Source organism: Streptomyces sp. YIM 98790, from assembly GCF_011421595.1.
Lineage (GTDB): Bacteria > Actinomycetota > Actinomycetes > Streptomycetales > Streptomycetaceae > Streptomyces.
This window is the reverse complement of sequence record NZ_WTLH01000021.1, coordinates 23,443-48,443: the sequence shown is the minus strand read 5'-3', so window position 1 is coordinate 48,443 and position 25,001 is coordinate 23,443. Positions and strand designations below refer to the sequence as shown.

Below are 25,001 nucleotides of genomic sequence, written 5' to 3'. Positions count from 1 at the left end.
CGGTCCGGTCCCGCGGGCCGGTGGCCGGGGAAGGGGTGCGGCCCCGCCCCCGGCCACCGCACCGGGCCGGGTGAGCGGCGGGCGCGCGCAGCGCACATGCAGCCGGTCCCGGCCGTCCCCGTGGGGCGGCCGGGACCGGCGCTGCGACGCTGTGGTCGGCGTTACTTCTTCTTGTTCTTGCCGAAGCGCGCCTCGAAGCGGGCCACACGGCCGCCGGTGTCGAGGATCTTCTGCTTGCCCGTGTAGAACGGGTGGCACGCGGAGCAGACCTCCGCGCGGATCTGCCCGCTGGTCACGGTGGAGCGGGTGGTGAACGAGTTGCCGCAGGTGCAGCTCACCTGGGTCTCGACGTACTCGGGGTGGATGTCGCGCTTCAAGGCATCTCCTAGATCTCGGGAGGGCGCCGGGTCGCTCCGCCGTGCGCGTCGCGTGAACCGGGGCCGACGTCCCAGTCTGCCAGGACCGGGCCGCGTCATTCAAAACGGCCCCGGGGCCCCCGCTATTCCCCCGCGTCCCCCGGCTCCGGCACGGCGCTGACCTCGGGCGACGGCTCCTGTCCGGCCACCGGGCCGCGCAGCGCGGAGGCCGGTACCCGCCGGTCGGCGCGCAGCGCGTCCCACACCTGCCCGGCCTGCGGTTCCAGCGGCACGACCCGGTTGGGGGCGGACGGGTCGGTGGTGACCGGCAGGGTGATCAGCTGCAGGTCCTCCGGCTCCAGGCCGCGCAGCGTGCGGCCCAGCCCGGCCAGCCGGGCGACCGAGGCCAGATCGCTGTCGGTGGTGACCGCCGAGGTGGCGGCGGAGGCCAGCTCGTAGAGCCGTTTCGGGCTGCCGAACAGATCCAGGCCGCTGACCCGCTCGGCCAGCGCCTCGATGAAGACGTGCTGGAGCTCTATCCGGGCCAGATCACTGCCGTCGCCCACGGCCTTGCGGGTGCGGACCAGGGCGAGCGACTGCTCGCCGTCCAGATGGTGGGTGCCGGCCGCGAGGTGGAGCTTGCTGTCCTCGTCGTGCAGCGGCCCGTCGAGGGTGACGGTCACCCCGCCCAGCTTGTCCACCAGGGTGGCGAACCCCTTGAAGTCGATCTCCAGGTAGTGATCCATGCGGATGCCGGTCGCCGCCTCCACCGTGCGCACCGCGCACACCGGGCCGCCCAGCGCATAGGCCTCGTTGAACATGGCCCGGTCGGCGGCCGGCACCTTGCGGCCCTCCCGGTCGGTGCAGGCCGGGCGGGGCAGCAGGGTGTCCCGGGGGATGGAGACCACGGTGGCGGTGTCCCGGTCCCGGTGCAGGTGGACGACCATGGCGGTGTCCGACCGCGCCTGCCCGCCGGCGTCCCGGCCGGCCCGGCCGCTGCGCGCGTCGGAGCCCAGCACCAGCAGGTCGAGGGAGCCGTTGTCGGTGTTCTCGGGGCGCCCGCCGCCGGAGATGTCCACCTGGTCGATGTTGCTGTTCAGCCGCAGGTACAGCCCGGCCCCGGCGGCCCCGGCGGCCAGCAGGGTGCCCACGACGGCGGCGGCCACCAGGCGGCGGGTGCGCCACCGGCGGCGTCCCGCGCCGGAAGCGGTGCTGCCCGGCGGTCTGCCCGGCGGGCCGTCCCGCGGGCCGTGCGCCGGGCGGTCCGCACGGTCGTCCGCTCTGCCGTTCATAGGCCCAGGTACCTCTCCTGACGGGCCGGACGCACAGCGCCGTTCCGTCCGGCCGGTGCGAATACCCCCGAACAGCCGACAGGCCCCAGTCTCGCGCGGGCGTCCGCGGGCCGCCTCCCGGCAGCCGCGAGGGCCGCCGCCACCTGCGGTGACGACGGCCCTGCGGGGTCGTGCGGAAACGGGGAGGGGGGACGGGCCCGGTCAGTCCCCGTTGCCCGGGGTGGGCGTGTTCTTCTGGATCTGCAGCAGGAACTCGGCGTTGGACTTGGTCTGCTTCATCTTGTCCAGCAGCAGCTCCACGGCCTGCTGCTTCTCCAGAGCGTGCAGCACCCGGCGGAGCTTCCAGACGATGGCCAGCTCCTCGCCGCCCATCAGGATCTCCTCCTTGCGGGTGCCGGAGGCGTCCACGTCCACGGCCGGGAAGATGCGCTTGTCGGCCAGCTTCCGGTCCAGGACCAGCTCCATGTTGCCGGTGCCCTTGAACTCCTCGAAGATCACCTCGTCCGCCCGCGAGCCGGTGTCCACCAGCGCGGTGGCCAGGATGGTCAGCGAGCCGCCGTCCTCGATGTTCCGCGCGGCGCCGAAGAACTTCTTCGGCGGGTAGAGCGCGGTGGAGTCCACACCGCCGGACATGATCCGGCCGGAGGCCGGGGCCGCCAGGTTGTAGGCGCGGCCCAGGCGGGTGATGGAGTCCAGCAGCACCACCACGTCGTGGCCCAGCTCCACCAGCCGCTTTGCCCGCTCGATGGCCAGCTCGGCGACGACCGTGTGGTCCTCGGCCGGGCGGTCGAAGGTCGAGGAGATGACCTCGCCCTTCACCGAGCGCTGCATGTCGGTGACCTCCTCGGGCCGCTCGTCCACCAGCACCACCATCAGGTGGCACTCGGGGTTGTTGCGGGTGATCGAGTTGGCGATGGCCTGCATGATCATCGTCTTGCCGGCCTTGGGCGGCGAGACGATCAGACCGCGCTGGCCCTTGCCGATGGGCGCCACCAGGTCGATGATCCGCGGGGTGAGCGCGCCCGGGTCGGTCTCCAGGCGCAGCCGCTCCTGCGGGTAGAGCGGGGTCAGCTTGTTGAACTCGGGCCGCTGGCGGGAGACTTCGGAGGCCATGCCGTTGACCGAGTCCAGCCGCACCAGGGCGTTGAACTTCTCCCGGCGCTCGCCCTCGCGGGGCTGGCGCACGGCGCCGGTGACGTGGTCGCCCTTGCGCAGCCCGTTCTTGCGGACCTGGGCGAGGGAGACGTACACGTCGTTCGGCCCCGGCAGGTAGCCGGAGGTCCGCACAAAGGCGTAGTTGTCCAGGATGTCCAGGATGCCGGCCACCGGGATGAGCACGTCGTCCTCGGTGATCTGCGGCTCGCCGGCCTCGTCACGGCCCCGGCGGCGGCGGTCGCGGTAGCGGCCGCGGCGCCCGCGGCGCCCGCCCTCGAAGTCGTCGTCCCGGCCGTCCCGGCCGTCCCGGCCCCGGCCGCCCTGCTGCTGGCCCTGGCCGCCGCCGCCCTGCTGGCGGTCCTGGCGGTCCTGGCCCTGCTGCCGCTCCTGGCGGTCCTGCCGGTCCTTGCCGCGGCGCTCGCGCTTGCCCTGGCGGTCCTGACCGTCCTCACGGCCGCCGCCGTCGGCGCCCCGCGTCTGGTCGCGGGAGCCCTCGGCCTTCTCGGCCTTCTCCGCCTTCTCGGCCTTGGCGGTCTTCGCGGACTCCCGCTGCGCGGTCTCGGCGATGCTCTCCGCCTGGGCGGGGGCGGTGTCGCCGCCCTGGCCGGGGATCTCGGCCTGCTGCGGCGCCGCCGCGGCCTGCTCCCCGGTGCGCGACCGGGAGGTGGCCCGGCGCTTGGGCTTCTCGGCCGCGGGCGCCCCCGCACCCGGCTGCGCCGGTGCCTCGGCGGCGGGTGCCGGCTCCGCCGGCCTGCTGTCCGCGCCGCCCCCGCCGTTTCCGCCGGTGGCGGCCTGCTTCTCCTTGATGACCTCGATCAGCTGGCCCTTGCGCATCCGTGCGGTGCCCCTGATGCCGAGGGCGGACGCAACCTGCTGGAGCTCCGCCAGCACCATGCCCTCGAGGCCGGTGCCGGAACGCCGACGCCGCGGGGCGCGGCTGGGGGCAGCGTCCTTGCCGGACGCGGTGGCATCACCGGAGGTCTGGTCTGCGGTGTCGGCACTCACGCCCATCAGATCGGTGGTGTCGCTCACGAAGGGTCCTTCCCTGGAGCGGACGTCGGCCTGTCTGGCTCGGCGACCGGTCGTGCTGTCCGGCTGCGGTCCCGTCGGTGAAGTCCGGCGGACCGGGCCGGGCGGTGGATTCCGCCGTTCCCTGTGAATGTGGCGGAAGGAATGGGTTTGACGTGTGGTGCGGGGCGATCATCAGGATCGTTTTGCACCGGCTCCGGAGCATGCTCCGCACTGCCTGGCAGGCTGCTGAGGCAGTGGAGGCTCCCGAAGAGAGGCGGTCCCAGCGAAGTGGGGCCAGGAATAGCGTGCCGTCCCTTGGTGCGTCCGGTGGTTGTCGTCCCCCGCCGGAGCGTCCCGAGCGGGTGAGCCCCGCATGGTCGGTACGCCTAGACCTTGAGATTAACACTACCGGATGCCGATGCATTCCCCCTTCCTGCCTACCCTTTTCCCGGCCGCTTCATGTGCGCGCCCATGTGCGCACCGCAGCCCGCCAGTTCCGGCCGCCGGGAGCAGGTTCCCCCGCGGGTCACCGGGCGGTCTCACCCGCTCCGGCCAGCGGCAGGACACTTGCCCCGGTCAGGTCCAGAGAGAGCCGGTTGGCCGTCCAGCCCTCCCCGGCGAGCCGGGAGATCTTCTCCGCGTCGCCCTCCTGGGCGAGCGCGAGCACGGTCGGTCCGGCGCCCGAGATGACGGCCGGCACGGCGTCGGCGCGCAGCCTGCGCACCAGTTCCATGCTCTCGGTCATCGCCGGTTCGCGGTAGTCCTGGTGCAGCCGGTCTTCGGTGGCCGGGAGCAGCAGCTCCGGGCGCCGGGTCAGCGCCTCCACCAGCAGGGCGGCGCGGCCGGCGTTGTGCGCCGCGTCCACATGCGGCACGGTGCGCGGCAGCAGGCCCCGGGCGGTCTCGGTGAGCAGCGGCCGGGCGGGCACGAACACCACGGGCACCACGGCGGCGGCCGGCTCCATCCGGATGGCCCGCACCGAGCCGCCCGCGCCGGCCTCGCTCCAGGCCAGGGTGAAGCCGCCGAGCAGGCAGGCGGCCACATTGTCCGGGTGGCCCTCCAGCTCGGTGGCCAGCTCCAGCAGGGTCTGGTCGGTGAGGCGGTTCTCGCCGCCGGTGGTGACCGCGCGGGCGGCCAGCAGACCGGCGCAGATGGCGGCGGAGGAGGAGCCCAGGCCGCGGCCGTGCGGGATGCGGTTGGCGCACACCACCTCCAGGCCGCGCGGCTGGCCGCCGAGCACGTCGAAGGCGTTGCGCATGGCCCGCACCATGAGGTGCCGTTCGTCGCGCGGCAGGGTCCGGGCGCCCTCGCCCGCGATGTCGATCTCCAGCCCGGCGTCCGCCACCCGCACCACGACGTCGTCGTAGAGCCCCAGGGCCAGCCCCAGGGCATCGAAGCCGGGGCCGAGATTGGCGCTGGTCGCGGGCGTCCGTACCCGGACGGCAGCGGCGCGGAAAGCGGGGTGAGCCATCGCTCGGTGACGCTCCTCGATGTCATGCGGATGCTGCGCCGGGCGCCTTCGCGCACGGCGGACGCGGTGCGGGACGCGCGCTCGTGACCCCTGCCGGTCCCCCCGACGGGTCACGGTGGTGGACGGCCTGCCCGTACTCGGCAGGGACGGCAGGTCCACGCCGGAACACATACCAGCCTATCGAAGGAAAGTTCAGCCGCGATACAGGGTGCCCGCAGCGCGGACACCCGTGTCGCGGACGGCTCAGGCCAGGCCGAGGCGCCGGGCGGCGGCGTCGGCGTCCACCGGGACCGTCACCGGGCGGGGCGCGCCGGCCACCGCCCAGTCCGGGTCCTTCAGGCCGTTGCCGGTGACCGTGCAGACGATGCGCTGGCCGGGGTCGATCAGGCCCTGGTCGGCGGCCTTGACCAGACCGGCCACCGAGGCGGCCGAGGCGGGCTCCACGAACACGCCCTCCTGCGAGGCCAGCAGCTTGTAGGCGGCAAGGATCTGGCGGTCGGTCACCTCGTCGATCAGGCCGCCGGATTCGTCGCGCGCGGCCACGGCCTGCTCCCAGGAGGCCGGATTGCCGATCCGGATCGCAGTGGCCAGCGTGGACGGGTCCTTGACCGGCTCGCCCCGCACGATGGGCGCGGCTCCGGACGCCTGGAACCCAAACATGCGGGGCGTGCGGCTCGCCGGGGCGCCCAGCGGGTGGGCGGTGTCCGCGTACTCGCGGTAGCCCTTCCAGTAGGCCGTGATGTTTCCCGCGTTCCCCACCGGGAGGACGTGGATGTCGGGGGCGTCGCCCAGCATGTCGACGATCTCGAAGGCCGCCGTCTTCTGGCCCTCGACACGGTCGGGGTTGACCGAATTCACCAGCGCCACCGGGTACTTGTCCGCCAGCTGCCGGGCCAGCGTGAGGCAGTCGTCGAAGTTGCCGTCGACCTGGAGGATCTGCGCCCCGTGCACCAGGGCCTGGCCCATCTTGCCCAGCGCGATCTTGCCCTGCGGCACCAGCACCGCACACACCATGCCCGCCCGCACCGCGTAGGCCGCGGCGGAGGCCGACGTGTTGCCCGTGGAGGCGCAGATGACCGCCTTGGCGCCGCTCTGCCTCGCCTTGGAGATGGCCACCGTCATGCCGCGGTCCTTGAAGGAGCCCGTGGGGTTGGCGCCCTCGACCTTGAGGTGCACCTCGCAGCGTGTCAGCTCCGACACCACCTGCGCGGGAACCAGCGGGGTACCGCCCTCACGGAGCGTGACCACGGGCGTGCGGCTGTCGACCGGCAGCCGCTCCCGGTACTCCTCGATCAGCCCGCGCCACTGCCGGCTGGTGCCGCTGCCGGTGATGCCGGCGGCCTGCTGTGCGTCCATGACGTCCACTGCTTCCTTCTGCTCCCTTGTCGGGGCTACTCCCCTTCGACCCGCATGGTGCTCGCCACATCACGCACCGTGTCGAGCCGGCGCAGCGCCTGTACCGTTGCGCCGAGCGCGGCATCGGTCGCCTCGTGAGTGACGATGACCAGCGAGGCCTCCCCGTCCTTGCCCTGCTGGCGGACGGTGTCGATGGAAACGCCGTGCTCGGCGAAGCTCAGGGCCACCTGCGCCAGCACGCCGGGTTTGTCGGCCACGTCGAGACTGATGTGATACCGGGTGGTCACCTGCCCCATCGGGCTGACCGGAAGCTGCGCGTAGGCCGACTCGCCGGGCCCGCGCGCCCCGCCCAGCTTGTTCCGGCAGGCCGCGACGACATCGCCCAGCACCGCCGAGGCGGTGGGCGCGCCGCCGGCCCCCGGCCCGTAGAACATCAGCCGGCCCGCCGACTCGGCCTCGACGAACACCGCGTTGTAGGCCTCGCGCACCGAGGCCAGCGGATGGCTGAGCGGGATCATGGCCGGATGGACCCGGGCGGTGACCGACCGCCCGTCCGGGGCGCGCTCGCAGATCGCCAGCAGCTTGACCGTGCAGCCCATGCGGCGGGCCGAGGCGATGTCCCCGGCGGTGACCTCGGTGATGCCCTCCCGGTGCACTTCCTCCAGCCGCACCCGGGTGTGGAAGGCGATGCCGGCGAGGATCGCCGCCTTCGCCGCCGCGTCGAACCCCTCGACGTCGGCGGTCGGATCCGCCTCGGCGTATCCCAGGGCCGTGGCCTCCGCAAGCGCCTCCCCGTAGCTGACGCCGGTGGACTCCATCCGGTCGAGGATGAAATTGGTGGTGCCGTTCACAATGCCGAGGACGCGGTTCACCGTGTCACCGGCGAGGGACTCGCGCAGCGGGCGCAGCAGCGGGATCGCCCCGGCGACCGCCGCCTCGAAGTACAGATCCGCCTGGTGCTTCTCGGCGAAGGCGTGCAGCGTGGGCCCGTCCTCCGCCAGCAGCGCCTTGTTGGCCGTCACCACGCTGGCGCCGGCCTCGAAGGCCGCGGTGATCAGCTTCCGGGCGGGCTCGATCCCGCCGATCACCTCCACCACCACGTCGACGTCCTCGCGGGAGACCAGGCCCGCGGCATCCGTGGTGACCAGCGCCTCGGGCACGCCCTCCCGGGGCCGGCCGGCGCGCCGCACCGCGATCCCGGCGAGCTCCACGGGAGCGCCCACCCGGGCGGCGAGATCGTCCGCGTGCGTCGTCATGAGGCGGGCCACCTGCGAGCCGACCACTCCACAGCCCAGCAGCGCCACCTTCAGCGGACGCGTACGCACCATTCGCTCTCGCCTTTCAGCTCACTCGCGGAATATCAGTCTCACGCACCGGTCTGACACCGCCCTCTCCCGGTTCAGTATGCGAGATCCGGGTGTCAGCCGACATCGAGCCGCAGCAGATCCTCCTCGGTCTCCCGCCGCACGATCACCCGGGCCTGGCCGTCGGCCACCGCGACCACCGGGGGGCGCGGGACGTGGTTGTAGTTGCTCGCCATGGAACGGCAGTAGGCGCCGGTGGCCGGGACCGCCAGCAGGTCCCCCGCCTCGGTGTCCGCGGGCAGATACGCGTCCCGCACCACCACGTCGCCGCTCTCGCAGTGCTTGCCCACCACCCTGGCCGCCATCGGCCCGGCCTGCGAGGACCGGCTCACCAGCCCGACCGTGTACGCGGCGTCGTACAGCGCGGTCCGGATGTTGTCCGACATCCCGCCGTCCACGCTCACGTACGTCCGCAGCCCGGCCAGCGGCTTGACCGTCCCCACCTCGTAGAGCGTGAAGGCCGACGGCCCCACGACGGCCCGCCCCGGCTCCACCGACAGCCGCGGCACCCGCAGCCCCGCGAACTCGCACTCCCGGGTGACGATCTCGCCCAGCGCCTTGGCGATCTCGTGCGGCCCGCGCGGATCATCCTCCGAGGTGTAGGCGATCCCGAGCCCGCCCCCCAGATCGATCTCCGGCAGCTCCAGGCCGTGCTCGTCCCGGATGGCGGTGAGCAGCCCCACCACCCGGTGCGCCGACACCTCGAAACCCGCCATGTCGAAAATCTGCGAGCCGATGTGGCTGTGCACCCCCACCAGCTCCAGCGCGTCGGGATGCGCCAGGACCCTGCGGACCCCCTCGGCCGCGTCGCCGCCCGCCAGCGCCAGCCCGAACTTCTGGTCCTCGTGCGCGGTGGCGATGAACTCGTGCGTGTGCGCCTCGACCCCCACCGTGACCCTGACCAGCACCTTCTGCCGCACGCCGGACAGCCGCGCGGCGACCGCCACCCGCTCGATCTCCTCGAACGAATCCACCACGATCCGCCCGACCCCCGCCGTGACCGCCCGCTCGATCTCCGCGACGGACTTGTTGTTGCCGTGCATGGCGATGCGCTCCGGCGGCATGCCCGCGCTCAGCGCCACCGCCAGCTCGCCGCCGGTGCAGACATCGAGATTCAGCCCCTCCTCCTTCAGCCAGCCCACCACGGCCCGGCAGAGGAACGCCTTGCCCGCGTAGAAGACGTCCGCCCCCGCGAACGCCTCCCGCCAGGCGCGGCACCGCTCCCGGAAGTCCCGCTCGTCGAGCACATAGGCCGGGGTGCCGAACTCCTCCGCCAGCTCCCGGACCCCGATCCCGCCGAGGGAGACGGCCCCGTCCTCCCCGCGCCGCGCGGTCAGCGGCCACACCTTCTCGTCGAGCGCGTTGAGATCCGCCGGCGGCGGACTGTAGTGGCCCTCCGGCAGCACATCGCCATGACGGGGCCCGGCCGGGTGCGCAGAACGGCTCATCTCTTCTTCGACCTCTTCACTCTTCTCGTCTTCCGCCGCCCGCCGGCGCCCGCCGCCGCCCCCGGCGGCTTCCGGTGCGTTCCGGTGCCCTCCGGTGGTACGGCTCCGCGGCGGCCGCAGCGGCTACAGGTGATCAGGAGCACTCACGCCCAGCCGGTACAGGCCGTCCGCCAGCACCGTCCCGGCGGCCTGGGCAAGGGCCAGCCGGGCGCGGTGGACGGCCCCGGGTTTCTCGTCCCCGGCCGGCAGCGGCGGCCGCTCCGTCACCGCCCGCATCAGCGCCTCCGCCGCCTCGGTGAGATACCGCGCGATCCCCCGGCGCCCGCCGCCCTGCCGCGCGACCCGCGGCCACTCCCCCAGCACCGCGGCCAGCGCCACCTCGGCCCGCCCGCTCAGCCCGCCCGGCTCCGGCTCGAGCCCCATCCTGCTGCCCTCGCGCACCAGCGCCCGGCACCGCGCGTGCGCGTACCGCACCTCGAACAGCGGATTCCCGGCGCGCTGCACCAGCAGCGCCGCCTCGCCGGCGGCGGTCCCGGCCGCCCGGGCCCAGGCCCGCGCGTCCCGCCCCGGATCCTCCCGGAGCACCGGCACCGGCGGACGCTGCAGCGTCTCCTCCACCGTGGTCCGGACGGCGGCCCCGCCGGCGGTCCACACGTTCACGAATCCCGGCCCGGCGACCTCGGCCCGCTCCACCCCGGGCAGGCCCGTCAGCCCGTCCCGGATCAGCCCGGCCACCTCCCGCGCCGGCCGTCCGGCCTGCGCGGCCAGCTTCAGCGCGATCCCGGTCGCCCACTGCGCGTCCCCGTGCGGCGGACGCCGCACCCCGGCCTCCGCGGGCACCCCGGCCTGCAGCACACCACTGTCCACCGCGCCGCGCACGCAGCGCAGCACGGCCTCGGACAGCTCGGCGGGGGTCACGCCCCCAGCGTACGGAAACCGCCCTTCCCCCACCTCCCGATTCCACCCCGTGGACCTCTGCGTCCCCGTCACCCCGCTCACCCCACCGGCCCCCGGCGGCCCCACCGGAAGTGGTGCGCGAGCACCCTCCACGAGCTGATAGTGTTCTTCCGTCGCCGCAAGCACCGCGACGACACCGCCCCCGTAGCTCAGGGGATAGAGNCCGCGACGACACCGCCCCCGTAGCTCAGGGGATAGAGCAACGGCCTCCGGAGCCGTGTGCGCAGGTTCGAATCCTGCCGGGGGCACCGGAAAACGAGGCCCTGACCAGCGGAAACGTTGGCCAGGGCCTTATTTGCATGCGTCGATCACCAACGGTCATCCCAACAGTGGGTCCTCCATCCGCTCCTGCCCGACCTGAGCATTCGCCCTCTCGCGTGCTGGGAATGTGAAATGTCCGATCCTGGAAGTTGCCTCACGCGCGGGATGCACACGGGACAAGCAGGCCGCCCGGAGGGGTTCTCATCGGGCTCGATGCCTCCGGCTCGGTCGGATAGTTCGGTACCACAACGGCATGAGTCTGCGGCATGCTGGACCTATGAGCAGGTACGCCGCCGCGCGGTTCTACACACTGCCGGAGTCACTCGACGACCTGGTCGGGCCGACTTCGGGCACCGTGATACTGCCCAGGCACATCGACTGGGGCCCTCACTATGAGTACGACCTCGCCGACGAGGCCGATGTGCTGCTCATGTACGAACGAGTCATCCGGGAAGCCCAGAGCCCTGACGACCTGCGGGCGTATCTGAACGCCGATCTGCTGCGTCGGCACTGGATGCACCTCTTCCTCCCCGTCCGCGCCTGCACGGCGTGGCAGACCCGCTTCCCCGAACTCACCCCGAGGGTGGCCGCCGCATAGTGGACGAGCTGCACCGCCGACTCATCCGTATCGGGCTTGACGCACTCGCCGACGACTTCGGGTATGCCCTGGCAGGCGGCTACGCCGTCCAGGCCCACCAGATCGTGAGCCGGATCAGCGACGACGTCGACCTCTTCGCTCCGATCAGCCGGGCCACCACGGAGATGCCCGCCGCCACCGAACGTATCGTCGCCGCCTACCAGGCCGCGGGCTTCACCGTGGAGGTCGTCCACCAGAGCCCGCAGCACACGTACACGCGGCTGAACGTGATCGACCCCGCCAATGGCGTCCAGAACAAAGTGGAGCTCGTCGCCGAGTTCCTCCATCACCTTCCCGTGTCCTGCGAGCTGGGTCCGGTTCTGCACCCTGACGATGTTGCCGCGGGCAAGACCAGCGCACTGGACAGCCGGGCTGAGGTCCGTGACGCCATCGACGTCGATGGTCTCCTCAAGGCCGGCTACACCCGGAGACGCCTGATCGAGCTGGCCCAGCAGACGGACAGCGGCTTCGACCCGCACATGTTCGCGGATTCACTCGCCCGGATCCAGCGCTACACCGACAAGCAGTTCGCCGCCTACGGTCTCGACGCTGCCGAAGCGTCGGCACTGCGTGAGCGGTTCGCCGACTGGCAACACCAGCTCACCGCAGAGCATCCTCATCGCTTCTGAAACGCGTGGCTGCTCACCCGGCACTCGGCGTAGCGAGTAGGCAGGAGCTCGACGCTGTTGTCGGCCCGCTCAACAGCCTCGGTGCGGCCCACCCACCCCGAGCGCCAAGGCGTTCCAGGTTTCCCTATCGCTCGAGCCTCACCCGCCCCCACGGCCTGCGCCTCTCACCGGACGGCCGCTACGCCGAGGCCAATGGCCTGCGCTGGACCGACGCGGAGGAGCCGGTAGCCACCCGCACCGACGCCCCGCTCCCACTCGCCGACTTGCTGCGCATCCCGCCGGGCGAGCCGATGTACACCCAACCAAGGGCTCCAGACCGCCGACCGTGGCCGCCTGCGCCAGCTCCACAGCACCTACGTGCCGTTCTACGCACTCATCGGTTCCAAGTACGAGGAGCACAGGCCCCGCCGCCAGCCCCACACTGTACGAAGCCCTGGCCGAACTGGGCCACCAACTCCACGTCACCGAGTACCTGCGCACCCGGATGCCACTTCCCGACCAGGCCCAGGCCCTACGCCCTCCTGATGGCGTCCCCCTGCTCCACATCCTCCGCGTCGCCCTCACCGACGCGGACAAGCCCCTAGCCCTAGAGGAGTTCCAACCCCCGGCGACGACCTGGAGCTGTCCTACCAGCTCTGACCATCGCCCGGTTCAGACTTTCTCTACATCATCAAGTCGCCGCGCAAGCGGCGGCCCCGGGGCCGCCGCTCCTGTCTTCGCCCCGCAGCGCCCCGGCCCGCCGACCCACCGGCCCGCGCTGGGACACCCACGACGAATACTCCACTCCATAGGACGGGTAGAGAGTCAGGCCGAAGAAGGCACCTCTAGGATGTCTCGGATCGCTCGATCATTGTTTCAACAGACAAGGTCTCACCCGACGCCAAGAGAGTCTTCTCTGAACTGAACAGAACCCCTCGGACTCGCCGCATGGGCTATGCTCAGCCAAGTAACGCCAGTACTGGCCAACCAATATACGTGGAAGGCCTTGAAAACGTCACATCAACCTTTACGCAGGAAGTGCAAAGAGTTTCGACTAATCGAGCCAACTCGTACCTCAAAATTCCCGAGGTCTTGACCGGTTACACGCTTTCTGATTTTTGGAGCTAGGTTCACACAGCACCAATCAAGCACGCAAGGCACTGGAAGACCTTCATCGTGGACATACCGGCTGAACAGCTAACGTTTTCCGTAATACAGGCGTCGGCTAGCGGGTGGGCTGAATACCACGCAGATCGGAGCTGTAACGGCCTTGGCTTCACTGCGGGACATCGGTTCCAGGCTGCCGGGGTCCCGGGCGATGCGGACGATGACCGGGGCCGAGGCGAGGCGGTAGACCGCGTTGGAGCCGAGGCGGAGCAGCTCGGCGCCGGAGGGGTCGAGGCCCGCCGCGCGGCAGGTCTGTGCGAGCACGTTCCCCGCCAGCTCTGCGGTGAACTCCGCCGCCATGCCCGGTACCTCCCCGATCACGAGAACCCGAAGCCACCCTTCCACACCTCCCCCGGGCCGGAGCCGGAGGAACGGTATTGTGGCGCATTCTTGGCTCGTCTCGGCCGTGCAGCCGTTGCGCGGGAGCTTGACCAGCGCAGACGCCGGTTGTGCACGGGGCCTCCGGAGCCGTGTGCGCAGGTTCGAATCCTGCCGGGGGCACCGGAAATCAAGGCCCTGAACTGCGGAAACGCGGTTTGGGGCCTTTCTTGTGCATGCCGAAACGCACACGCGCATCGGCCGTGGCCGCTCGCCCGGCATGTCTTCGACCTGCGACTTTATGGCGCCAGACGGGTAAGGTCCCAAATGTCCGGTCGTGGGACGGAAATGCCGCGAGGCGGTGCCGCCCCCGGAGGGCACCTGCTGTGAACTGGTTGGTGCTGACGACGAGGGTGGTGCGGGGTGCTCGGCGTGCTCGAGCGCGAAGACGCAGGGAGAGGAGCCGAGCCCTTGGCCATGGGCTGGCTTGCGGCGCAGGCGCCAGCGGTAGGTCACACCGTCCACCACGACGTCGAGTCGGTCCAGGCCCGGCCGGACCTGTCACCGGAAACTGTCACCCTCCGCATGACGTCCACCGCCATCTCCCCGGGTGAACGCCCAGCTCACCACCCTTCATACCACCAGCAGCCCTCTGGACCTGGGCAAACCGGTCTGCACCGGAGCATTGGCGGTAGCATAAGGAGCATGAGCGAGCCCACCCAGAAGTACTCGATCACCATGCCCCGGGACATCGCCGAGGCCGCCCGCGCCCGCAGCGGCCCCTCCGGCCTGTCCGCCTACGTAGCCGCCGCCGTCGCCCGGCAGATCGAACGCGACAACCTCAACGAGCTCATCACCGTCGCCGAAGCCGAACACGGCCCCATCACCGAAGAAGAGATCCAGGCCCTGCGCGACCAGCTCCACCGCGCCCGCACCGAGCAGCACACCGGCGAGGCCCACGCCGCATGACCCGCCCCACCGCCACCCCCGGCGGCACCCTCGTCCTCGACAGCGAAGGACTGGCCAAGGCGGTCCTGCGCGACCGCACCATCACCACCTGGCTCGCCCTGGCCCGTGCCGACGACCTGCGCGTGATCACCTCCGCGGCAACGCTTGTCGAAGTCATGCACCCGCGCATCAAGCGGCCGGCTCTGGAGTGGACCCTCTCCCGCCTCGTCATCGAACCCATCACCGAGACCGTCGCCCGGCACGCAGCGGCCCTGCTCGCCGACGCCGGACTGCACGGCCACAAACACGCCATCGACGCCATGCTCACCGCCACCGCCCTCGCCGCCACCGGCCCTGTCACGGTCCTCTCCTCCGACCCCGACGACCTGACCGCGCTGGCCGGCGGACGCGTCACCGTGATCAAGGTCTGAGCAGATGTTCTCCACAGCGGAGCCGGCCGACTTCACGACAGAACCAAGGGCTCGTAATGATCTTGGAAAGCGGCCGAGCAGCCCATTCCGTGGCTGGTCGGGACGGGCGGCGGTCGGTGCGCATCCGGGGTCCGGAGCCGTGTGCGCAGGTTCGAATCCTGCCGGGGTGTTCCGGGGATGAGGGCACCGGTCCTCGTTCCCGTGCCGGCGGAAGCCGCGAGCGACCCGTCTCCGGCTGCGGCGCGCTGCGCCTGGCCGCCGACGTGATGCTCGCCGGGTGGGCCTGGCGCCGATGCCTGGAGCTGCAACTCTGGACACGCTGCCCGAGAGAGGCAGGCACGTACTATGGCGTTTAGGTTTTCGTGAAGGGAGGACGGCCGGATGCGGGGCTTCGGCGAGCTGGAGCAGGCGATCATGGATGTGGTGTGGTCTGCCAAGGAGCCGCCGACGGTGCGCGAGGTTCTGGCCTGTCTCAACGGCGGGCGGCCGCAGCCGCTGGCGTACAACACGGTGCAGACGGTGATGGAGGTCCTGCACCGCAAGGGCTGGCTGACGCGGTCGAAGGACGGCAGAGCCTTTCGGTATCAGGTGACCAAGAGCCGTGAGGAGTACGCCGCCTCCCTCATCGACCAGGTCTGGGAGAGCGGCGCGGACCGCGCCGCGACCCTGGTGCGGCTGTTCGAGAAGTTGGACGACGCGGAGGTCGCCGAGCTGCGGGCGGCGCTCATGGCGCGGCGCGCGGAGGGTGAGTCGTGAGGATCGCTGTCCTGTTGCTGGGCTATGCCACGGTGCTGGCGGTGCTGGCGCCGATGCTGCTGGCGCGGCCGGGCTGGACGGCGCGGGCGCCCAAGCTGGGCATCTGGGCCTGGCAGGCGGTCACGGCCACCGTCATCGCCTCCGTCGCACTGGCCGGGCTGGCCCTGGCCGTGCCGACGGTGCCGGTCAGCGGCAGTCTCGCCGAGATGCTGCACGCCTGTGTCATGGCGCTGCGCGCTCAGTACGCGGTCCCCGGCGGTGCGGCGGCAGCGGCTTCCGGGACGGCACTGGCCGTTGCCGTGGCGGGCCGTACCGGGTGGTGTCTGGGGGCGGCCGTGTGGCGGGCACGCCGGGAGCGCGTGCGGCACGCCGCCGTGCTGGCCATGGTCGGTCGCGCCCGGCCCGACCTGGGTGTCACCGTGCTGGACGACGACCGCCCGGCCGCTTACTGTCTTCCCGGTCACGGCCACCGCATCGTGCTGACCACGGCGGCCCTGGCCGCGCTGGACCCGCGGGAGCTGGGGGCGGTGATCGCGCATGAGCGGGCCCACATCCGGCAGCGGCACCACCTGGTCCTGGCCTATGTGGAGGCCATGGAGCGGGCCTTCCCGGGCCTGCCGCTGTTCCGCCTGGCGGCGCAGGAGACGCGGCGGCTGGTGGAGCTGGCCGCCGACGATGCGGCAACGGCCCGCACCGGCTCCCTCACCCTGGCCGGTGCTCTGGTGGGGCTGGCCGGCGCCGGGGCACCCGCCGCGTCCCTCGCGGCGTCCGGCGGTCACGTGGCCGGCCGGGTGCACCGGCTGCTGGGCCCGCGCCGGCCGGTGCGCCGTGCGGTGGCCTGGGGCGGGGCGCTGACGGCGGGGGTCCTGCTGGCTGTGCCGTTCGTTCTGGCCGCCCAGCCCGCGGTCGCGGCGACGGGGATGAGCACCTGCCCGCTGCCGGACGATCCGGTCGCCGCCGCGGAGCCCGTGGTGTGAGTTTTCCGCCGGGGACCGGCGGTTCAGGGGACTGGTGAGTTGGTCCCCGCTGTCGCGGTCCTGCCCGCACCGCAGCCTTCCGCGGCGTTCGCGTCGCAGCCGGGGGTGACGTCTGGCCGGGATCGGTCTGCCGTAGACTCCCACCAATACCTAAGGAGCTTAGGTTTATGGTGCGGGTGTGCGGCATCCGCTCGCCGATTCCTGGAGCCGTTCATCATGCGCAAGCCCTCCGTGCCGGCCGTTGTCCTGGCCGTGATCGCCGCGCTGGCCCTGTCGGCCTGCGGCGGCGGTGGCGGTTCCGAGGAACCGCCGGGCGCCGTCTTCAGCGAGGTCTCCACGGGCCCGACCCGGGCCGCGACCGTGCTGGACCAGCCTTTCCGCAAGCCGGACCTGGTCCTGACCGACACCCGCGGTGAGCCGTTCGACCTGCGCGAGGACACCGAGGGAAAGCTCACTCTGCTCTATTTCGGCTACACCCACTGCCCCGACGCCTGTCCGCTGACCGTGAGCAACCTCGCACTGGCCTATCAGGATCTGTCACCGGCGCAGCGCGAGCAGCTGCGGTTCGTCTTCGTCACCACCGATCCCGAGCGCGACACCCCGGAAGAGCTGGGCAGATGGCTGCGCGGTGCCGGGAGCCCGGACTTCATCGGGCTCAGCGGCGACTACCGGACCGTGGAGGCCGCGGCCCGCTCCGTGGGGGTGGGCATGGCGCCGCCCACGGTCGACGAGGACGGCACGGTGACCGCCACCCACGGCAAGACCGTTCTGGCCTTCTTCGCCGAAGATGACAAGGCGCATGTGATCTACAGCGGTGAGGAGGCCACAGCCGAGGACTACGCGAGGGATCTGCCCAAGCTGCTGAGGGGCCGGACCCCGTGAAGAAGCCGGGAGCGTGGGTGAGAAGTACGGCGTGGCAGTACGCGATGCCGTTCCGTCTGGCCTGGGAAGAGCGGGACGGTCACCGATGGGCGGGCCCGCTGGCGGCCGTCGGGCTGGCGGCGGGGGCGGCCATGGCGCTCTTCGGCCTGCCCCCGGTGGATCTGCACGGCCCGCTGCACTACGCCGGAGTGATGGGGCCGCTGTGCGGCGGCACCCGCGCGGTGCACGCGGCGGCGCTGGGGGATCTCGGCGACGCGCTGCGCTTCAACCCGCTCGCTGTGCTTCTGGTGCCGGGCGCGGTCGCGGCACTGGTCCGGGAGGCGGCCGGACGGCTGACCGGCCGCTGGCCCAATGTGCGGATCACCCACCGCCGTGCCGCGATCGCCGCCGCAGCGGTGCTGACCGCCGCCCTGACCGTCCGGCAGCAGACCCGGGCGGACCTGCTGGGCCCGGAGCCGGACGGCGGGATGGCAGCCGGGCTGCTGCTGTACGCGGCGGCCGTTCCGCTGGTGGCGGCACTCGTGGTGGTGCTCCTGCTGCGGCGGCACCGGCACCGCTGACCGCCCCCGGCGTACCTGCCCGGCGCCGAGCCGCAGAATCCCGCTTAAGGTAGAAAAAGGTGCATTCAGGGCGGAGGTGATGGTGGTGATGTACTGGGACGGCGGTGGCTGGATGTGGATGATGGCCATCGCGCCCCTGGTGTGGATCGCTCTGATCGGCCTGGTGGTCTGGGCCGTGATCCGCCTGTCGCAGAACACCTCCCGGACCGGCGGGGAAGCCGGAAGCCGCGACCACGGCATGCCTGGCCGGGAGAGCGCGGAGGAGATCCTCGACCGCCGGTTCGCCCGCGGGGAGATCGACGCAGAGGAATACACGCAGGCACGCGGGCACCTGGCGCGCCACCGGCCGGAGCCGTAGCACCCCGGGCGCACGTCGGACACCGCGCCGCCACCTCTCCGCGCCGCCGGCCAGGGGCCCGGTACGCCCCTGGGCGCCGGCGGCGGGCGCCTGGTACATTCGCTGTCACCTATGCGTCTTAGGTTTTGGAGGTGGCGGCTGTGCCCACAGCCACCGGGAACGGGACCGCGCCCTCGTCCGGCCGCGGGAACCGGTACGCGCCATGGCAGGCGCCCGCTCCTTTCCGTGGACGCTTCCCGGCCGGCGAACGGGCCGGTATGGCCGGGGTCGCCTCCGGCCCCGCCTGCGGTCGGGGCAGGTTCGCCGGGCCGGCCCCGGCCTGGCCGGGATCCGTGCGGTGAGAATGATCCCGCTGCTGCGGAGGGAGCCGCGTCCTGCCGTCCGGTCATCCGGCCGTCGAGGGCGGGCCGTTGCTCGTCTGCTCACCGCGGTCCTCCTGGCCGTCGTCTCCGTGCTCTTCGCGTGTGCGGCGGCCGACGCCCGGCAGCCCTCCGCCGGCACGGATCACCACCCGGCGCCGGCGGCCTTCCCGGCCGCGGAGCCGGCGACGGGCGGTGAGCCCTGTGCGGAGTGCGCCGGGGACGGCGGCGGTGAACGCTGCGCGGAACCGGCTGTCGCACCGGAGGCGCGGCAGGCCACGTTCCCGGCCACCGCGGACGGGCTGCCTCCCGCCGCCGTCCCGCCGGCTCCGGCGCCGGGCCCGCCGGCATCGGAGCCGGGCTGCCGCAGCCCGGCCGAGCCCCGGCCGCCCGGCCTGCACGTGCTGCAGCTGCTGCGGGTGTAGCGCGCCCCGGCCCGGGCGTGCCCCGCGCGCCCCGGGTCCGCCGCTGTCCGCCCACCCACACCGCAGCACAAGGACGCATACCGACCATGAGTTCCGCCAACCGAAAGGCGCAGGCGGCCGAGCGCCGCGCCCGTATCGAGGCGATGCGCCGCGCCGACCAGGCCCGTGAACGCCGCAGCAAGATCATCACCTGGGGCGCCGTCGCCGTCATATCCGCCGCCACCCTGGGCGGCGGCTGGTACCTGTGGTACTCCACCGAGCAGGACGAACAGGCCGCCGCAGCCGCCCGCAAGGCCACCGTCGAGGGGGTGGAGACCTGGGCGGACCTCTCGCAGACGCACACCACCGAGCCGGTGGACTACGCCATGAGCCCAGCCGCCGGCGGCGATCACCACCCGGCCTGGCTCGCGTGCGACGCCAAGGTCTACGAGGAAGAGGTCAGCGAGGAGCAGGCCGTGCACTCCCTGGAGCACGGCGCGGTATGGATCACCTACAACGACCAGGCCGCGGACGGCGACATCAAGGCCCTGACCGACCGGGTCGCGGCCACCCCCTACACCTTTCTGAGCCCGTACGCCGACCAGGAGGACCCGGTGGTGCTGACCGCCTGGGGGCACCAGCTCGCCGTCGACGACGCCGACGACCCGCGCGTGGAGCAGTTCCTCCTCAAGTACGTGCAGGGCGAGCAGACCCCCGAGCCCGGCGCCACCTGCGCGTCCGGGAGCATGCCATGACCCGGCCCGGCCCGCGCGGGCGGCTGATCGCCGCCGGTGGCGCGGTGGCGCTGGTCGTGCTGGCCGCCGTACTGCTCGCGGCGGCCCGGCTTCCGGGCAGCGGCGACCGGCCACCCGGGCAGGACTCGGCGGACGCCGGTTTCGCCCGGGACATGGCGGTCCACCACCAGCAGGCCGTGGAGCTGTCCTTCATCGTCCGCGACCGCACCGACGACCCGGAAGTCCGCCGCCTGGCCTACGACATCATCAACACCCAGGCCAACCAGCGCGGCATGCTGCTGGCGCTGCTGGAGTCCTGGGACCTGCCGGTGGTCTCCGCCGACCCGCCCATGGCCTGGATGGACCACACCATGGACGGCGGCATGTCCGGCCGGGACGGCGGTGCGCTGATGCCCGGGATGGCCACCGAGGAGAAGATCGACGCCCTGCGCCGGGCCGAGGGCACCGACGCCGAGATCCGCTACCTGCAACTCCTCACCGAGCACCACCGCGCCGGAGTGCACATGGCACAGGCCGCGGCCGATCAGGCACAGGAGGAGCAGATCACCGGTCTGGCCGAGGGCATGGTACGCGGCCAGGAATCGGAGATCACGCTGATGGCCGCGATGCTCACCGACCGCGGCGCCGCCCCGTCCGGATGAACACGGCGACCGGGTGAGACGACACTACGGTGGGGGTCTGCCCGGCAGGCCCTCACCTCCCCGCCGGCACCGGCCGTCTGGTGCGGACGCTGCGTGACGCCCGGGCGCGCGGCTGCCGACCGCCGCCGACGGCCCGACACCGCTCCCGGCACTCGGCCGTACGAGGGCTGATGCCCCGAGGACGGGCGGCGCCCACCGCTCCGCACCCATCGCCCCAAGAGGAGTCTCATGTTTCTGCACACCCGTATCCGGCGCGTCCTGACCGCCGCCACAGCGGCGCTGGTCCTCGCCCTGACCGCCTGCGGTTCCGACGATTCCGGAGACGGCGAGGAGACCGCCGCACCACAGGACGTGGACCTGGCCCACATCCACGGACTGGGCATCAACCCCGCGGACGGTCTGCTCTACGTCGCCACCCACCACGGTGTGATCACCGTGCGGGACGACGGCTCCGCCGAACTCGTCAGCGAGGACAGAGCCGACTACATGGGCTTCACCGTCGCCGGGCCGGACCACTTCTACGGCAGCGGCCACCCCGAACCCGGCAGCGACGAGCCCGCCGACCGCGGCCTGCTGGAATCCACCGACGGCGGCCGCACCTGGACCGCCCTCTCCCTGGCCGGAGAAGCCGACTTCCACGCCCTGGAATACGCCCACGACACCCTCTACGGCCACACCCACGGCCGGATCATGACCAGCCCGGACGGCCGCACCTGGGACACCGGCGCCGAGATCGCCGCCGTCGACCTCGCCGTCAGCCCCGACGACCCCGCCCTGGTCCTGGCCACCACTCAGCGGGGCATCGCCACCTCCACCGACGGCGGTGCGACCTTCGACGACGGCGGCGACACCGTCGCCGCCTTCCTCTCCTGGGCCCCCGACGGCACCCTGTACGGCCTGGACCCGGACAGCACCGTGCTGCGCAGCGAGGACGGCGGGGCCACCTGGACCCGCGCCGGACAGGTGCCCGGCGGCGGCCCGCAGGCGCTGACCGCCCTGGCCGACGGGCGCCTGCTCGCCGCCACCGGAGGCGGCGTCTACGAATCCACCGACGCCGGTGAGTCCTTCACCGAACGCATCGCCACCACGGAGTGACGCCGCACCCGGCCCTTGCGCAGGGGGTGGGCGGTCAGGCGGTCTCGGCGGCGATGTCCTCGATGATGGGGAGGAAGTCCCGGTAGGTGAGAGGGCCGATGGACACAGCGGCCACCCGGCCCTCCCGGTCCAGGACGTAGGTGGTGGGCACGGCCCGCGGGGCCAGGCTCTGGAAGCCGGCCATGGTGCGGCCGGAGGGGTCGTAGATGCTGGGGTAGGTGATGCCATAGGTGCGTTCGAAACCCTTCGCCGCGGTCCGGTTGTCGCGGACGTTGATGCCGAGGAACGTCACCCCCAGGGGTTCGGTCTGCTCGGCGAGCTCCTTGAGCTCGGGGGCTTCCTTGCGGCACGGCGCACACCACGATCCCCAGATGTTGATCACGACGACGTCTCCGCGCAGCGACGCGATGTCGGCTTCCGCACCCTCCAGGGTGGTTCCCTGCACCGTGGGGACCACGGTGCGTTCCGCCGGGGCGAAGTACTGCGAGGAACTGCCCTGCGCCGCTCCCAGCCCCGCCGACCCGCCGCTGTCCTCCTGGACGCTGCCGCAGGCGGTGAGGGTGGCGGCGGTAAGGGCGAACAGCCCCGTGAACACTGTGCGCCGGGACGGCTCCGCCGGGCGGGAGCGGGCAGCGGTCCGCCGCAGGGATATGTGGGACATACTCAGCGTGACTCGTCTTTCCGGAGCTGTACCGCGTCCTCCCGGGAGCGGAGGTCCGGGTGGCGGCGGATCAGCCGGACCTCCTCGCGGAGCCGCGCGGTCTCCGCCTCCGTGCCGTCTGCGCCCGCCGCCGCCGGCGGTGGTGCGGGTTTCCGGCCGTCATGGGTGGCGCGGCAGCAGTCCTGGCTCCGGTTCTCCCCGGATTGCCGCGGCGCCGTGGGGCAGCCGCGGCCCCGGCGCATGGGCCGGACGCAGAAGACGTAGGTCAGGGCGATCGCGGCCGCGGCGGACAGGGGCGGCAGAACGGTGTCGATCACCGTGCCCGCTCCTGCTCCTGGCGCCCCGCGGCGGGCCGGTCGTCGAGCCGGGCGCGCAGGGAGTCGACCTCGGCGCGCAGGGCCTCGACCTCCTTCCGCCGGGGGTCGGTGGTGAAGCCCGCGTGGCCGGCGGCCCCGGCGTGGGGAGCCGGGGTACCGCCCTGCGGGCGGTTGCCCTTCATCATGAACCACATCATCAGGCCCATGCCGAGGGGGCAGGCGAGTACGGCCAGTGCGTAGAAGGCGTCCACGGGAGTCTCCTTTACGAGGCTTGGCTCGGGGTTGCGGAAGCGGTGGAAGGGGAGTCCGTGGCGGCGCGGAGGGCGCGGCGCAGACGCCGTTCGGAGAGCCGGCCGTACGAGAAGGGCTTCCCGTCGAGCAGGACGCCCGGGGCGAACAGGACTCCGGCGGCGGCACCGAGCCGCTGCCCTTCGTCGCTGGTCAGGTCGGTCTCGGTGACCTCCAGCGGGTGGTCCTTGCCCACGGTGGCCAGGACCTGCTTGGCGTGCTCGCACAGGCTGCAGTCGGCCTGGGTGAGCAGGGTGACGCGGTGGGCAGGGCGCGGCCCGGTCATGCCGTGCGTCCTTCCGTCAGATCGGCCAGCAGCTTGTCGACAGGGACGTACATGGTGTAGTCGGGGGCCCCGCCGTAGTCGGCGCGCCACTGGATCTTCCCGTCGGGGCCGACCAGGATGAAGCTGTGGCCGTTCGTCGAACCGCCCATCATCCCGTACTCGTTGGTCGTGTACTCCTTGGAGACCTTCAGGCCGGGGTCGGAGAGCACCGGGGAGGTGATGCCCTCGTCACCGGCCTTGCGCCGGGTCAGATCGGCCGGGTCGGTGGTGAGGGAGAGCATGGTGTCGATCCCGAGGACCTCGGCCTTGTGCCATTCCGCTTCCAGGTCGGTGATCTGGTCCCAGCACGGCTGGCAGCCTCCCCCTTCGTGGAAGTACAGCAGCACGGTCTCGCCGCGATGACCGGAGAGGGTCTCCTCACCGCCCGCGCTGGAGGCGAGGGTGAAGTCCGGGGCGGTCTCGCCGATGCCGGGCTCCCCGACGTCGTAGCTGATGTTCCGGGCGTTCTCCTCGCCCTGGCGGAAGATCACGTACAGGGCGGCGGTGACAACGATCACCAGAGCGGTGACCAGGGCGGTGCTGCGCAGCCGCTGGTTGCGCCGCTCATGCTGACGCTCCTGCGCGCGCAGTGCCCTGGCCCTGGCCAGCCGGGCTGCCTTGGTTCCGGGCCTGCGGCCGGCGCCGGTGGCGGTGTCAGTGGCCATCGGTGGCGGTCTCCTCCTTGGTGGTGCGGGCGGGTGTGGCGGCGGCCGTCGCCGCTGTCGGGTGAAAGGAGCGGGCTGCCGTCCCGGGCTCGGCACAGCACGCGGCGGCGTCCGCGGTGGCGGAGCCTTCGCTGCCGTGGTCGGCGGGTTCAGCGGGGCCGGCGGGGGCCGGAGAGCTCCGCAGGGCGCGGCGGATCAGCAGGGCCAGGGTGGCGGCGGCGGTCAGGGCCACTGCCCAGCCGGGCGCCCAGGCGAGTGCGTCGGTGATCCGCGAGGCGAGGTGGTCGAGATCGGCCGCGAGCCGCACCCGCCAGCCAGAGCGGGCCATGTCCGGTCCCTTCAGGGCCAGCACCATGGTCAGGATGCCCATGGCCACCAGCAGAACTCCGGCCAGCAGGTCGCCCAGTGGCAGGCTGCGCCGCCATGCTCCGGCCCGCAGCCGGACCCGGCGGTTCTGCAGCACCCGCGCCGGTCCACGGTGACCGCGTTCCCAGGCCAGGGCGATCACCACCAGCGGGGCGACCATGCCCAGCACGTAGATCAGGCCCACGCTCAGCGCGGCCGGGAAGGAGCCGCTGGCCCCTGACAGCACGGCGACCCCGGCCAGCACCGGGGCGCAGCAGGCACTGGCGATCCCGGAGAACGCCCCCAGCCCGTAGGCGGCGCCGAATCCGCCGCCCCGGCGCGGAGCGCCCCCGGACGGCATCGGCAGCTTCGGCTTCCACCCGGCCAGCACCGCCAGGCCGCCGGCCAGCATCAGCACCCCGCCGGTCAGATACACCCACACGTGGTACTGCTGGAGTGCGGCGGACAGCGCCGCGGCACCCAGTCCGACCGGGACGATGACGGTGGCGACCCCGCCGCCGAACGCCAGGGTCGCCGCCACCACGCGCCCGCGGGAGCGGAAGCCGGTGGCGAAGTAGGCGGGCAGCATCACCGAGATGCAGCACGGTGCCAGCAAGGCGACCATTCCGCCGAGGAACGACGCCAGCAGCGTCGTCCCGAAGAGCAGTTCGCTCATCCACCAGCCCTTTCCGGCGGGTCACGGGCCGTTCCGCCCGCGAAGACCTATGCAGCTTAGGACCTAAGATACATAGGAGATAGAGTGCGTGTCGATCCACTCCCCCGACGGCGTCCCGGCTGCGGCATCCGGCCGGCCCGGCGCTGCGGGACCGCAA

Annotated in this window: 27 protein-coding genes and 2 tRNA genes; 14 read left to right on the top strand and 15 right to left on the bottom strand. The window is 72.3% G+C overall.

Annotated features, from left to right (window positions below; genetic code table 11):
• Window positions 1–161: 161 nt before the first annotated feature.
• The 8 genes from rpmE to GQS09_RS06305 all read right to left on the bottom strand — a co-directional run bounded on the left by rpmE (window position 162) and on the right by GQS09_RS06305 (window position 10,371).
• Window positions 162–377 (bottom strand): 50S ribosomal protein L31, encoded by a 216-nt coding sequence (rpmE, locus tag GQS09_RS06340; RefSeq protein WP_093841034.1) that lies wholly within the window; start codon window positions 375–377, stop codon window positions 162–164.
• 122 nt (window positions 378–499) lie between these two features.
• On the bottom strand, window positions 500–1,648 hold the full coding sequence (locus GQS09_RS06335) for an LCP family protein (RefSeq protein WP_165984994.1): 1,149 nt from the start codon (window positions 1,646–1,648) through the stop codon (window positions 500–502).
• A gap of 201 nt (window positions 1,649–1,849) precedes the next feature.
• Complete coding sequence (rho, locus tag GQS09_RS06330; protein ID WP_165984993.1) at window positions 1,850–3,835, bottom strand: transcription termination factor Rho; 1,986 nt, start codon at window positions 3,833–3,835, stop codon at window positions 1,850–1,852.
• Between the two features lie 505 nt (window positions 3,836–4,340).
• A complete protein-coding gene (gene thrB / locus GQS09_RS06325; RefSeq protein ID WP_165984992.1) occupies window positions 4,341–5,285 on the bottom strand; it encodes a homoserine kinase in 945 nt (314 codons plus the stop codon).
• 243 nt (window positions 5,286–5,528) lie between these two features.
• On the bottom strand, window positions 5,529–6,641 hold the full coding sequence (thrC, locus tag GQS09_RS06320; protein WP_165984991.1) for a threonine synthase: 1,113 nt from the start codon (window positions 6,639–6,641) through the stop codon (window positions 5,529–5,531).
• A gap of 35 nt (window positions 6,642–6,676) precedes the next feature.
• On the bottom strand, window positions 6,677–7,969 hold the full coding sequence (locus tag GQS09_RS06315) for a homoserine dehydrogenase (RefSeq protein ID WP_165984990.1): 1,293 nt from the start codon (window positions 7,967–7,969) through the stop codon (window positions 6,677–6,679).
• Between the two features lie 92 nt (window positions 7,970–8,061).
• Complete coding sequence (gene lysA / locus GQS09_RS06310) at window positions 8,062–9,453, bottom strand: diaminopimelate decarboxylase (protein ID WP_165984989.1); 1,392 nt, start codon at window positions 9,451–9,453, stop codon at window positions 8,062–8,064.
• Between the two features lie 123 nt (window positions 9,454–9,576).
• Window positions 9,577–10,371, bottom strand: a complete 795-nt coding sequence (locus tag GQS09_RS06305) for a DALR anticodon-binding domain-containing protein (protein ID WP_165984988.1) — start codon at window positions 10,369–10,371, stop codon at window positions 9,577–9,579.
• A 215-nt stretch (window positions 10,372–10,586) separates the two neighbouring features.
• On the opposite strand from GQS09_RS06305, the gene GQS09_RS06300 reads away from it, so the two are divergent.
• The 3 genes from GQS09_RS06300 to GQS09_RS06290 all read left to right on the top strand — a co-directional run bounded on the left by GQS09_RS06300 (window position 10,587) and on the right by GQS09_RS06290 (window position 11,937).
• Window positions 10,587–10,658 (top strand) — tRNA-Arg (locus GQS09_RS06300).
• Between the two features lie 290 nt (window positions 10,659–10,948).
• Complete coding sequence (locus GQS09_RS06295) at window positions 10,949–11,269, top strand: hypothetical protein (RefSeq protein ID WP_165984987.1); 321 nt, start codon at window positions 10,949–10,951, stop codon at window positions 11,267–11,269.
• A complete protein-coding gene (locus GQS09_RS06290) occupies window positions 11,269–11,937 on the top strand; it encodes a nucleotidyl transferase AbiEii/AbiGii toxin family protein (protein WP_165984986.1) in 669 nt (222 codons plus the stop codon). The genes GQS09_RS06295 and GQS09_RS06290 overlap by 1 nt, the downstream gene beginning before the upstream one ends.
• A gap of 1,176 nt (window positions 11,938–13,113) precedes the next feature.
• Here GQS09_RS06290 and GQS09_RS30910 read toward each other — a convergent pair.
• The gene (locus GQS09_RS30910; RefSeq protein ID WP_399552424.1) at window positions 13,114–13,383 is read right to left on the bottom strand and encodes a hypothetical protein; all 270 of its coding nucleotides are present in this window, start codon (window positions 13,381–13,383) and stop codon (window positions 13,114–13,116) included.
• A 133-nt stretch (window positions 13,384–13,516) separates the two neighbouring features.
• Between GQS09_RS30910 and GQS09_RS06275 the strand changes: the two genes are divergently transcribed.
• From GQS09_RS06275 to GQS09_RS06225, 11 genes are all read left to right on the top strand, one after another.
• A tRNA-Arg gene (locus GQS09_RS06275) sits at window positions 13,517–13,581 on the top strand.
• 525 nt (window positions 13,582–14,106) lie between these two features.
• Window positions 14,107–14,370 (top strand): CopG family transcriptional regulator, encoded by a 264-nt coding sequence (locus GQS09_RS06270; RefSeq protein WP_165984985.1) that lies wholly within the window; start codon window positions 14,107–14,109, stop codon window positions 14,368–14,370.
• Window positions 14,367–14,780 carry a PIN domain-containing protein gene (locus GQS09_RS06265; RefSeq protein ID WP_165984984.1) on the top strand — a complete coding sequence of 138 codons (414 nt, stop codon included), beginning with the start codon at window positions 14,367–14,369 and terminating at the stop codon, window positions 14,778–14,780. Before GQS09_RS06270 ends, GQS09_RS06265 begins: the two co-directional genes overlap by 4 nt.
• A gap of 381 nt (window positions 14,781–15,161) precedes the next feature.
• Window positions 15,162–15,536 (top strand): BlaI/MecI/CopY family transcriptional regulator, encoded by a 375-nt coding sequence (locus GQS09_RS06260; protein WP_165984983.1) that lies wholly within the window; start codon window positions 15,162–15,164, stop codon window positions 15,534–15,536.
• Entirely contained in the window at window positions 15,533–16,513 is a 981-nt protein-coding gene (locus tag GQS09_RS06255) for a M56 family metallopeptidase (protein ID WP_165984982.1), read from the top strand. The genes GQS09_RS06260 and GQS09_RS06255 overlap by 4 nt, the downstream gene beginning before the upstream one ends.
• Before the next feature lie 216 nt (window positions 16,514–16,729).
• Entirely contained in the window at window positions 16,730–17,395 is a 666-nt protein-coding gene (locus GQS09_RS06250) for an SCO family protein (RefSeq protein WP_165984981.1), read from the top strand.
• Window positions 17,396–17,412: 17 nt separating this feature from the next.
• Window positions 17,413–17,955 carry a DUF2752 domain-containing protein gene (locus GQS09_RS06245; RefSeq protein WP_313896010.1) on the top strand — a complete coding sequence of 181 codons (543 nt, stop codon included), beginning with the start codon at window positions 17,413–17,415 and terminating at the stop codon, window positions 17,953–17,955.
• A gap of 88 nt (window positions 17,956–18,043) precedes the next feature.
• A complete protein-coding gene (locus GQS09_RS06240; RefSeq protein ID WP_165984997.1) occupies window positions 18,044–18,313 on the top strand; it encodes an SHOCT domain-containing protein in 270 nt (89 codons plus the stop codon).
• 870 nt (window positions 18,314–19,183) lie between these two features.
• Window positions 19,184–19,831 (top strand): DUF3105 domain-containing protein, encoded by a 648-nt coding sequence (locus GQS09_RS06235; RefSeq protein WP_165984980.1) that lies wholly within the window; start codon window positions 19,184–19,186, stop codon window positions 19,829–19,831.
• Window positions 19,828–20,472: a DUF305 domain-containing protein gene (locus GQS09_RS06230; protein WP_165984979.1), complete on the top strand. Its 645-nt coding sequence runs from the start codon at window positions 19,828–19,830 to the stop codon at window positions 20,470–20,472. The genes GQS09_RS06235 and GQS09_RS06230 overlap by 4 nt, the downstream gene beginning before the upstream one ends.
• A gap of 228 nt (window positions 20,473–20,700) precedes the next feature.
• On the top strand, window positions 20,701–21,567 hold the full coding sequence (locus GQS09_RS06225) for a F510_1955 family glycosylhydrolase (protein WP_165984978.1): 867 nt from the start codon (window positions 20,701–20,703) through the stop codon (window positions 21,565–21,567).
• A 34-nt stretch (window positions 21,568–21,601) separates the two neighbouring features.
• Here GQS09_RS06225 and GQS09_RS06220 read toward each other — a convergent pair whose 3' ends face one another.
• The 6 genes from GQS09_RS06220 to GQS09_RS06195 are packed head-to-tail and all read right to left on the bottom strand — an operon-like array spanning window position 21,602 to window position 24,844.
• Window positions 21,602–22,228 carry a TlpA disulfide reductase family protein gene (locus tag GQS09_RS06220; protein WP_165984977.1) on the bottom strand — a complete coding sequence of 209 codons (627 nt, stop codon included), beginning with the start codon at window positions 22,226–22,228 and terminating at the stop codon, window positions 21,602–21,604.
• 2 nt (window positions 22,229–22,230) lie between these two features.
• Window positions 22,231–22,545, bottom strand: a complete 315-nt coding sequence (locus tag GQS09_RS06215) for a hypothetical protein (protein ID WP_165984976.1) — start codon at window positions 22,543–22,545, stop codon at window positions 22,231–22,233.
• The gene (locus GQS09_RS06210; RefSeq protein WP_207957517.1) at window positions 22,542–22,796 is read right to left on the bottom strand and encodes a DUF2933 domain-containing protein; all 255 of its coding nucleotides are present in this window, start codon (window positions 22,794–22,796) and stop codon (window positions 22,542–22,544) included. Before GQS09_RS06210 ends, GQS09_RS06215 begins: the two co-directional genes overlap by 4 nt.
• 11 nt (window positions 22,797–22,807) lie before the next feature.
• Window positions 22,808–23,119 carry a glutaredoxin family protein gene (locus GQS09_RS06205; protein ID WP_165984975.1) on the bottom strand — a complete coding sequence of 104 codons (312 nt, stop codon included), beginning with the start codon at window positions 23,117–23,119 and terminating at the stop codon, window positions 22,808–22,810.
• Entirely contained in the window at window positions 23,116–23,823 is a 708-nt protein-coding gene (locus GQS09_RS06200; RefSeq protein ID WP_165984974.1) for a peroxiredoxin, read from the bottom strand. Before GQS09_RS06200 ends, GQS09_RS06205 begins: the two co-directional genes overlap by 4 nt.
• Complete coding sequence (locus GQS09_RS06195) at window positions 23,813–24,844, bottom strand: cytochrome c biogenesis CcdA family protein (RefSeq protein WP_243761156.1); 1,032 nt, start codon at window positions 24,842–24,844, stop codon at window positions 23,813–23,815. The genes GQS09_RS06200 and GQS09_RS06195 overlap by 11 nt, the downstream gene beginning before the upstream one ends.
• Between the last annotated feature and the right edge of the window lie 157 nt (window positions 24,845–25,001).

Coding starts and splice junctions, on each gene's coding strand:
- GQS09_RS06230 (WP_165984979.1), top strand. CDS start 19,828: ATGACCCGGCCCGGCCCGCGCGGGCGGCTGATCGCCGCCGGTGGCGCG.
- thrC (WP_165984991.1), bottom strand. CDS start 6,641: ATGGACGCACAGCAGGCCGCCGGCATCACCGGCAGCGGCACCAGCCGG.
- thrB (WP_165984992.1), bottom strand. CDS start 5,285: ATGGCTCACCCCGCTTTCCGCGCCGCTGCCGTCCGGGTACGGACGCCC.
- lysA (WP_165984989.1), bottom strand. CDS start 9,453: ATGAGCCGTTCTGCGCACCCGGCCGGGCCCCGTCATGGCGATGTGCTG.
- GQS09_RS06240 (WP_165984997.1), top strand. CDS start 18,044: ATGTACTGGGACGGCGGTGGCTGGATGTGGATGATGGCCATCGCGCCC.
- GQS09_RS06220 (WP_165984977.1), bottom strand. CDS start 22,228: ATGTCCCACATATCCCTGCGGCGGACCGCTGCCCGCTCCCGCCCGGCG.
- GQS09_RS06260 (WP_165984983.1), top strand. CDS start 15,162: ATGCGGGGCTTCGGCGAGCTGGAGCAGGCGATCATGGATGTGGTGTGG.
- GQS09_RS06235 (WP_165984980.1), top strand. CDS start 19,184: ATGAGTTCCGCCAACCGAAAGGCGCAGGCGGCCGAGCGCCGCGCCCGT.
- GQS09_RS06265 (WP_165984984.1), top strand. CDS start 14,367: ATGACCCGCCCCACCGCCACCCCCGGCGGCACCCTCGTCCTCGACAGC.
- GQS09_RS06250 (WP_165984981.1), top strand. CDS start 16,730: ATGCGCAAGCCCTCCGTGCCGGCCGTTGTCCTGGCCGTGATCGCCGCG.
- GQS09_RS06335 (WP_165984994.1), bottom strand. CDS start 1,648: ATGAACGGCAGAGCGGACGACCGTGCGGACCGCCCGGCGCACGGCCCG.
- GQS09_RS06200 (WP_165984974.1), bottom strand. CDS start 23,823: ATGGCCACTGACACCGCCACCGGCGCCGGCCGCAGGCCCGGAACCAAG.
- GQS09_RS06270 (WP_165984985.1), top strand. CDS start 14,107: ATGAGCGAGCCCACCCAGAAGTACTCGATCACCATGCCCCGGGACATC.
- GQS09_RS06315 (WP_165984990.1), bottom strand. CDS start 7,969: ATGGTGCGTACGCGTCCGCTGAAGGTGGCGCTGCTGGGCTGTGGAGTG.
- GQS09_RS06295 (WP_165984987.1), top strand. CDS start 10,949: ATGAGCAGGTACGCCGCCGCGCGGTTCTACACACTGCCGGAGTCACTC.
- GQS09_RS06205 (WP_165984975.1), bottom strand. CDS start 23,119: ATGACCGGGCCGCGCCCTGCCCACCGCGTCACCCTGCTCACCCAGGCC.
- GQS09_RS06225 (WP_165984978.1), top strand. CDS start 20,701: ATGTTTCTGCACACCCGTATCCGGCGCGTCCTGACCGCCGCCACAGCG.
- GQS09_RS06195 (WP_243761156.1), bottom strand. CDS start 24,844: ATGAGCGAACTGCTCTTCGGGACGACGCTGCTGGCGTCGTTCCTCGGC.
- GQS09_RS30910 (WP_399552424.1), bottom strand. CDS start 13,383: ATGGCGGCGGAGTTCACCGCAGAGCTGGCGGGGAACGTGCTCGCACAG.